The organism is Companilactobacillus futsaii JCM 17355 (genome assembly GCF_001435505.1).
Taxonomy (GTDB): Bacteria; Bacillota; Bacilli; order Lactobacillales; family Lactobacillaceae; genus Companilactobacillus; species Companilactobacillus futsaii.
The window spans coordinates 1-6,338 of the sequence record NZ_AZDO01000149.1 but is presented as its reverse complement, the minus strand read 5'-3'; the positions used below and the strand labels follow the sequence as shown (position 1 = coordinate 6,338).

Here is a 6,338-nt window from a genome sequence, read left to right as displayed (position 1 = left end):
GCCCAAACTCCGGAAGGCTGTTGTTTACCTGACATTTTTGAGAATTTTTGACGGTGATCATCAATCATTGAATGTGTCCAAAATACTGTCTTTTCAAACCCGTTAAGCAATTTGAAACTACCAACGTATCCAATAGGCTGTTCATCCTTGTCTCTATCTCTAAATGCTGGCGTATAGTTAAGTTCTTCAGTCAATGGATTCCATCCATGAAATTCATCTTTATAGACCGAAATGGCATTTAATCGCTTGTATTGTCCAGAACGTTGAGCCAATTGAATGTAGCCTTTATAACCCATTTGAGGTTGAGCTTTACCACTATATGGAACCAAATACATATATCCAAAGTTTTGATTAATCGGTAAATCTAAAGATGCTGCTACTAGTGCCGATGAAATAACACTTGTCTGATCAACGTTCTTTAAATCTTGATTACTATTAACAATATTCACGATTGAGGAAATGAATTGTGGTGCTCTCTTACCTAAAACATCATTGAATTTGCTCTTAATCGTATCTGATCTAACTAACTCTTTAACTGGTATTCTTGCTAAGTCCTTCATAATTAAAATTCCTCCGCTCTGTCTGCTTTAATATCGTCTTCCTTGGCTTTCTCTTCGTAATAAGAATCAGCCTTAATAACGCTATCTTCATCAGATAGCCAACTATCAAAATTGCCCATTTCAAATTCCTCTTAACGTGTTAAAATAAATGTATAAATATTTTGTAATACCTTGGACTCTCTATTTTGTGGATAGGGAGTCTTTTTTTATGACCTCTGGTGTATGTTGCGTATAGGTATCCGTATTAGTTTCTTCATTCTTACCAAAGATTGAGCCGGTCAATTTCTTCCAAAACTTCTGAACTGATTTACGTTTCTTATCATCAATATCAAACAAATTAAGAAAACCGCCTTCTTCTTCGACAACTGAACCAATTCCTAAACCGATCACGATAAACATCCCAAAGCCAAAAATTGCATCTGATGTAACCATCTGTATCACCTCCTAAAATGTGAATCTGTATGTGTATTTGTCTTGCTCTGAACGAATCAACTTGGCCTTTAGATCAGCTTCCGACCATTCGAAAATAAGTTCTTCAGGGATTTGAGTGTCAAATGATTCTTCCATATTTGAATATCCTTGTTTAATCATCAACAGTGTTTTTTCTGGTACTTGTTCAATTTTGAAAGAACTCTTTGCTAACTTTCTTTGACGTTTATATTCTTCTGGATCAAACATATTTAAATTACCTCCGCTTTCATAAACTCCTTTTTGTGTCGTTCAATAAATTGCTTGAATTCTTTTGGATAAAACTTCCAAGGTTTTCTTCTAGCTTCGGGAAAGTAAACGCAACCGCCATTATCAACATCAAGTTGATCTCGGTATCGCTCAAGTTTTGGAATTAGAGTGTTTCTTGACTTAATTCCCGTAGTTTTGAGCGCCCATGAAAGATTTTCAAACGTGTGATCCTTAGATTTTTCGGCTTGTTGTTCGTTATATTCATCTATTGGAGTTAAAACATAAGTTTCTAGTCCGTTACCAAAATCAATCATCATTGTTTTAGGCTCTTGCATTGTTTACTTCTCTCCTTTCTAGTAAGGCTTCGGGTACCGAAATACCTTCGCTCTTTAAAATATTTGTAGCAGATAAAATCATCTTCAAACCTGTATCGAATAGTTCTAACGAATTACTTCCGATTTCCTTTTTATTAGGAATCTCAAGGCTTAGTAAGTTCATTAGATTGATAATTGCTGTGTCACTTTCACTGTCCTCTTGCTGCGCTCCAATTAGATCAGCTAGGCTGTCTTCTCTATTCTTTCTTAAAGAATTTAGATAAGAGCTTGGTAGTCTTAACTCGTAGCATAGAAGTGCTAGTAAGAAACGATCATCGCCATACTCTGAATTAGCAATTATCCATAAATATTTATCATCAACATGGTGCTTTGTGAACCACTCGCCAGCAGACGCTGGTTTTACATTGCATAAAATTGCAATCTTACGTTGACTTACGTTTTTGCGGTATCTCAAGTCTTCAAGTTCTTGGAAAATATTTACATTATTCATTTTTCTCACCCCCTTTGCCTATCCAAAATGTCTAACTTTGACAGGCGGGCTTTTAATATAATTTAGTTATCAAGATTTAAGTAAGCATCTTGTGTGAGTTTTTCTCACTATTGTCATCAAAAAAATAATTGATGGGTACATCTAGAGCCTTAGCCAATGCTTCTAATTCACTAGCCTTAAGAGATACCTCACCGTTTTCAATACGTGTGTAAGTAGTTCTAGAGTAGCGTCCTATTGCTTTGGCCATTTCTTCTTGAGAAATACCTTTTTTAATTCTTCTATCTCTTATCTTTTTTAAATCTAACATTTTTTCACCTCCTAGTGTGAGAATATCTCACTTGATAAATTCATTATAGTGTGCATTTTTCTCACTGTCAATATGTTTTAGTGTTTTTTTCTCACTTTTTATTGCGTGCAATATTTGCACATGATAATATCAAGCTGTAAAGGAAGTTATGCCTATGAATAGCTCACATAATTTATATGATATTGGTAAAAGAATTACTAATTTACGTGAACAAAATAAAATTAGTCAAGAAACGCTTGCTTCATACTTAAATATAGATAGAACATCTTTAAGCAGATTGGAAAATGGTAAACGAAAAATATCTTCTGATGAAATCAAACTTATCTCCAAATTTTTTAATGTTACCGCTGATTATTTGCTTGGCATTTCTCAAACTCCCGCTTGGGCAACAAAAAAAGACACTCTTGAACTTAGAAATTTCATTGACGAAAATTCCGAGGGGGGAATGACTTTCGATGGTGAGGACTTAACTAAAGAGGAAAAAGAAAAAGTTGAAATTGCCATGACTCAAATTTTTTGGGAAAAACTTAAAAAGATTAAGGCAAAGGAAGCAAAGAAAAATGGGGAAAACAAGTGATTTAAATAAGCTTGTCTTCACCATCGGCCAAAGGTATGGCACCTTTGATCCTTTCACTTGGGCGGACAAGCTAAATTTAGATATTCAATGGAAAGAACTGTTACCAAAGCCATTGGCCAAAACGGTCTATTTCTTTGATCAACCTGTAGTAATGATGTCAAATAATATTAAATATTCAAATCAACGCTATTTCGTTTTGGCACATGAAATTGGACATGTTCTTGAACATAAAGGCTTAGCAGCCTACTACATATCAAATAAGGTTCATGAACGCAGAACTGAACGTGAAGCGGATGCATTTGCTATGGCTGTGGTTACTAACCTTTATATAGAAGAGAATGGTCATTTACCTGATACTTACAAGGATTTAAGATATAATTACGGATTACCATTTTTAGGAAACTGATTTTTGTCCAAATACTGACGACATTAAAAGCTGAATTTTAGGGGAGGACTTTTCTAATGAAGAATCTAAAAATAAATATCTGGACAGGGATACTAGATATTGTAAATTGCGTTTTATTTGCTGTCTCATGGCCAGTAATCTTCAGTACTGCTGCTAGCGATGCATTTGGCGGTACTAATCTTACTAGCGGAACAGGTACATTTTTCTACATTATGGCCGCTATCGGCATCATCGTGAATGTTATAGCTCTTATTCAAAGTAAGCAACACAGCATTTCTATTTTTGGCCCAGTATTGGGAATTATCGGCAGTGCATTATTTCTACTTTCAGCAGCAATGGCATTCCCTGCAATTGTTGTATTGATCGTAGGTACTGTATTTATTTTCTTACACCACCCTTCAAAAAACGCTAAGGCAGTAAATTAAGATGAAAAATAATAAACCGTTCTACAAAATTTGGTGGTTTTGGCTTATTGTCGTTGTCCTAGTTGTTATTATCTTTGGAATGATTGGTAGTGGCGGAAGCTCATCTGATGACGATACTTCTAATAAGGCATCTGGACATACTACAATGCAAACAGAAAAAGGTGCAAAATCATCTTCAAATAAAGATACCTTAGATATCAATTACGATAATCACAAGATTTTAGATCAAAAATCTTATGACGTTTCATTTAATGATGATTCTTGGCAACCAGCTAATATTAAAGTCTCAAGGGTATCTATATTCAAATTGAATCCATACACTTCAGATGATGACTCAAATACTAAAGCTGAGGGCTATATTATCATTCATATGATTGTCGCAGCTAACAGAGACATTACGACTTATCCTGATCAAGGTACCTTAGTAACAAACGACGGACAACAAGTAGATGCTGTTCTTGACACTGTAAAAGGTTATAAAGAAAATTGGGCGGGAGAAATCTCCAAAGGTGTTACAAAACAAGGTGATATCCTCTTTCCTATTGAAAAGCTAAGTAAAATCAGTGATATGAAGACTTTACGCCTTAAATTTGATGCTTACTATGATACTGATGATTACGAAGATGAAAACTCTGATCACAATTATGACATCACTTTAAACTTAAATTAATGAATAGCCGGAAACGGCTTTTTTTAATAATAAAAGAAGCAAATTTTGGGTATATAAATAGCCATGCTGTGGCATGACTACCTTAAATTATTAATATAATCAATTGCACTCTTATCGAGTTGCAACCAGTGTATGTACTCCCCATCAGATAAGTCAACAACTGGTCCACCTTTTAGTAAATGGATGAGGACATCTTTTGTTATATTCGGTCTATCATCAACTGTTGATAACATTTCTTCTGATTCAGGTAAATTGAATACATCATTTAAACTTTCTATTTTAAATATTTCACTCAATGATTCAAACCTCGATTTCAATAAATTGGACTGTTAAGTGCTTCGTTTAATTCATATTTCAATTTATCTATATCAGAATATTTAACCTCTGCTTCATTACGAGCTTGCTTTAAACTCTTGGCCTTATCTTTAGCTACCAATAGGGTAGCCCATAAGTTAATAGCTTGCCAGTATGTTAAAGAATCAATAAAGGAGCTGGTAGCATCTACATCAACGACATCATTATTTTTTTTAAACATATTTTTCCTCCTAGAACTACACGTATTATTGGAGCTTGGTTAACTTGTATCGCGGTAGTTACAGCTTTTCACGACTTTTCTAATTGGATCAGTAAAAGCCTAGCATACGAAATTTTTGAGCTCTCCCTAATATTACTATTAGTATCTCTATTCATCAATTCTTGTATTGATAGATATAAATCGAATGTCAATATTGAAAAGAAAGAAAATGAAATAAGAAAATTAATAATTGAAAATAAACGACTAAAGGAAAACAAAGATGGATTAATTGAACAGGTCGATAAAGACAAAGTTGATATATTGAAGTTTCAGTTTCTATTTCAGCAACAACAGGATTTCAATAAATTAATGATTTCCTATATTCCTCCAGAGTCATTATCCGAATTAGAATCTCGAATAAAACTTAATCAATTAATACAGAAGGATGATAATAAAATTGAGTAAAGAAATGAGAATAGCCAAAATTATTGATACTGCTTCAGTAGTAATAAACGCTGGAGAGGATAATGGAATAAAAAAAGGCGATAAATTTCAAATAATTGGAAAAAAAGGCGTCGAAGTCCTTGATCCAGAAACTGGTGAATCTCTCGGCACACTGGATGATCTAAAAGCAACAGTCATTGCAAGTGAAATATATCCTCATATGACAATCGCAAACTCTGAAATGCATGAGATACCAGGAATTGGCTCTTCCGAGATGTTCAATGCAGAATCTTTTCAAAACGCATTAGGTACTTCTCAAATGGACATTTTTAAAAAGCGTTATGTTCATGATCGTTTAAACGTTGATAAATCTCAAATTACAGGAAGCTTTAAAAAATCAAATAAACCAATACAAATCGGTGACCTGGTTGTGAAAGAAAATTAGCCTTAATCGGCTTTTTATTTTTAATGTTAAAAGAACATATGTACCCCAATGAACTAATGAAGCAATATATAAATGTCAGTTTTAACTGGTGAATTTTTAAGGAGTGTTAGTTATGGCTTCAATTACTAAAAAGGATAATGGAAAATGGCTTGCTAGAGTTTCGTTTAAAGATGTCAATACAGGAAAATTCAAAACTAAGTCAGGTAGTTTCAAAACTAAAATGCAAGCTAATGAATGGGCTAGGAAATTAGAACTAGAAAAAGATAAAACTGATTTGGCTAAAAAGGATATTAGTTTCTATGACTATTACGTTAATTGGTATGAAACATTCAGAATCACTAATGTTTCTATTGGGACTATGAACAGATATGAAAATGTTGCTAGCATGATTAAAAATTATTTTAAAGATGAAAGATTAATAGATATTAATAAAAGGCGAATTTTATAATCAAGTTAGCCACCTTAAGAAAAAATAAATAAAAAAACA

General features: G+C 33.4%; 14 protein-coding genes. 6 read left to right on the top strand and 8 right to left on the bottom strand.

Going from position 1 to position 6,338, the window contains the following annotated elements:
- From FC88_RS12425 to FC88_RS12400, 6 genes are all read right to left on the bottom strand, one after another.
- Nucleotides 1–560, bottom strand: a 560-nt coding sequence (locus tag FC88_RS12425; protein WP_200951544.1) for a recombinase RecT, incomplete at its 3' end; no start/stop codon positions are given.
- Between the two features lie 180 nt (nucleotides 561–740).
- On the bottom strand, nucleotides 741–992 hold the full coding sequence (locus tag FC88_RS12420) for a hypothetical protein (RefSeq protein ID WP_057816098.1): 252 nt from the start codon (nucleotides 990–992) through the stop codon (nucleotides 741–743).
- A 12-nt stretch (nucleotides 993–1,004) separates the two neighbouring features.
- Entirely contained in the window at nucleotides 1,005–1,238 is a 234-nt protein-coding gene (locus tag FC88_RS12415; RefSeq protein WP_057816096.1) for a hypothetical protein, read from the bottom strand.
- Nucleotides 1,239–1,240: 2 nt separating this feature from the next.
- Nucleotides 1,241–1,573: a DUF771 domain-containing protein gene (locus tag FC88_RS12410; protein ID WP_057816094.1), complete on the bottom strand. Its 333-nt coding sequence runs from the start codon at nucleotides 1,571–1,573 to the stop codon at nucleotides 1,241–1,243.
- Complete coding sequence (locus FC88_RS12405) at nucleotides 1,560–2,063, bottom strand: hypothetical protein (protein ID WP_057816092.1); 504 nt, start codon at nucleotides 2,061–2,063, stop codon at nucleotides 1,560–1,562. The genes FC88_RS12410 and FC88_RS12405 overlap by 14 nt, the downstream gene beginning before the upstream one ends.
- A 76-nt stretch (nucleotides 2,064–2,139) precedes the next feature.
- On the bottom strand, nucleotides 2,140–2,370 hold the full coding sequence (locus FC88_RS12400; RefSeq protein WP_057816090.1) for a helix-turn-helix domain-containing protein: 231 nt from the start codon (nucleotides 2,368–2,370) through the stop codon (nucleotides 2,140–2,142).
- 154 nt (nucleotides 2,371–2,524) lie between these two features.
- On the opposite strand from FC88_RS12400, the gene FC88_RS12395 reads away from it, so the two are divergent.
- The 4 genes from FC88_RS12395 to FC88_RS12380 are packed head-to-tail and all read left to right on the top strand — an operon-like array spanning nucleotide 2,525 to nucleotide 4,448.
- Nucleotides 2,525–2,947, top strand: a complete 423-nt coding sequence (locus FC88_RS12395) for a helix-turn-helix domain-containing protein (protein WP_057816088.1) — start codon at nucleotides 2,525–2,527, stop codon at nucleotides 2,945–2,947.
- Nucleotides 2,931–3,353 carry an ImmA/IrrE family metallo-endopeptidase gene (locus FC88_RS12390; RefSeq protein ID WP_057816086.1) on the top strand — a complete coding sequence of 141 codons (423 nt, stop codon included), beginning with the start codon at nucleotides 2,931–2,933 and terminating at the stop codon, nucleotides 3,351–3,353. Before FC88_RS12395 ends, FC88_RS12390 begins: the two co-directional genes overlap by 17 nt.
- Before the next feature lie 56 nt (nucleotides 3,354–3,409).
- On the top strand, nucleotides 3,410–3,778 hold the full coding sequence (locus FC88_RS12385) for a hypothetical protein (RefSeq protein ID WP_057816084.1): 369 nt from the start codon (nucleotides 3,410–3,412) through the stop codon (nucleotides 3,776–3,778).
- Between the two features lies 1 nt (nucleotide 3,779).
- Nucleotides 3,780–4,448 (top strand): hypothetical protein, encoded by a 669-nt coding sequence (locus tag FC88_RS12380; protein WP_057816082.1) that lies wholly within the window; start codon nucleotides 3,780–3,782, stop codon nucleotides 4,446–4,448.
- A gap of 77 nt (nucleotides 4,449–4,525) precedes the next feature.
- Here FC88_RS12380 and FC88_RS12375 read toward each other — a convergent pair whose 3' ends face one another.
- Both FC88_RS12375 and FC88_RS12370 read right to left on the bottom strand, forming a co-directional pair.
- Entirely contained in the window at nucleotides 4,526–4,744 is a 219-nt protein-coding gene (locus FC88_RS12375) for a hypothetical protein (protein ID WP_057816081.1), read from the bottom strand.
- 17 nt (nucleotides 4,745–4,761) lie between these two features.
- Nucleotides 4,762–4,983, bottom strand: a complete 222-nt coding sequence (locus FC88_RS12370; protein WP_057816079.1) for a hypothetical protein — start codon at nucleotides 4,981–4,983, stop codon at nucleotides 4,762–4,764.
- Nucleotides 4,984–5,419: 436 nt separating this feature from the next.
- On the opposite strand from FC88_RS12370, the gene FC88_RS12365 reads away from it, so the two are divergent.
- Together FC88_RS12365 and FC88_RS12360 are read left to right on the top strand one after the other, a co-directional pair.
- Nucleotides 5,420–5,851, top strand: coding sequence for a FlgT C-terminal domain-containing protein (locus FC88_RS12365; RefSeq protein WP_162256557.1), 432 nt, complete (start codon nucleotides 5,420–5,422; stop codon nucleotides 5,849–5,851).
- 112 nt (nucleotides 5,852–5,963) lie between these two features.
- Nucleotides 5,964–6,299, top strand: a complete 336-nt coding sequence (locus tag FC88_RS12360) for an Arm DNA-binding domain-containing protein (RefSeq protein WP_057816076.1) — start codon at nucleotides 5,964–5,966, stop codon at nucleotides 6,297–6,299.
- Nucleotides 6,300–6,338: the final 39 nt, after the last annotated feature.

Coding starts and splice junctions, on each gene's coding strand:
- FC88_RS12420 (WP_057816098.1), bottom strand. CDS start 992: ATGGTTACATCAGATGCAATTTTTGGCTTTGGGATGTTTATCGTGATC.
- FC88_RS12415 (WP_057816096.1), bottom strand. CDS start 1,238: ATGTTTGATCCAGAAGAATATAAACGTCAAAGAAAGTTAGCAAAGAGT.
- FC88_RS12410 (WP_057816094.1), bottom strand. CDS start 1,573: ATGCAAGAGCCTAAAACAATGATGATTGATTTTGGTAACGGACTAGAA.
- FC88_RS12405 (WP_057816092.1), bottom strand. CDS start 2,063: ATGAATAATGTAAATATTTTCCAAGAACTTGAAGACTTGAGATACCGC.
- FC88_RS12400 (WP_057816090.1), bottom strand. CDS start 2,370: ATGTTAGATTTAAAAAAGATAAGAGATAGAAGAATTAAAAAAGGTATT.
- FC88_RS12395 (WP_057816088.1), top strand. CDS start 2,525: ATGAATAGCTCACATAATTTATATGATATTGGTAAAAGAATTACTAAT.
- FC88_RS12390 (WP_057816086.1), top strand. CDS start 2,931: ATGGGGAAAACAAGTGATTTAAATAAGCTTGTCTTCACCATCGGCCAA.
- FC88_RS12385 (WP_057816084.1), top strand. CDS start 3,410: ATGAAGAATCTAAAAATAAATATCTGGACAGGGATACTAGATATTGTA.
- FC88_RS12380 (WP_057816082.1), top strand. CDS start 3,780: ATGAAAAATAATAAACCGTTCTACAAAATTTGGTGGTTTTGGCTTATT.
- FC88_RS12370 (WP_057816079.1), bottom strand. CDS start 4,983: ATGTTTAAAAAAAATAATGATGTCGTTGATGTAGATGCTACCAGCTCC.
- FC88_RS12360 (WP_057816076.1), top strand. CDS start 5,964: ATGGCTTCAATTACTAAAAAGGATAATGGAAAATGGCTTGCTAGAGTT.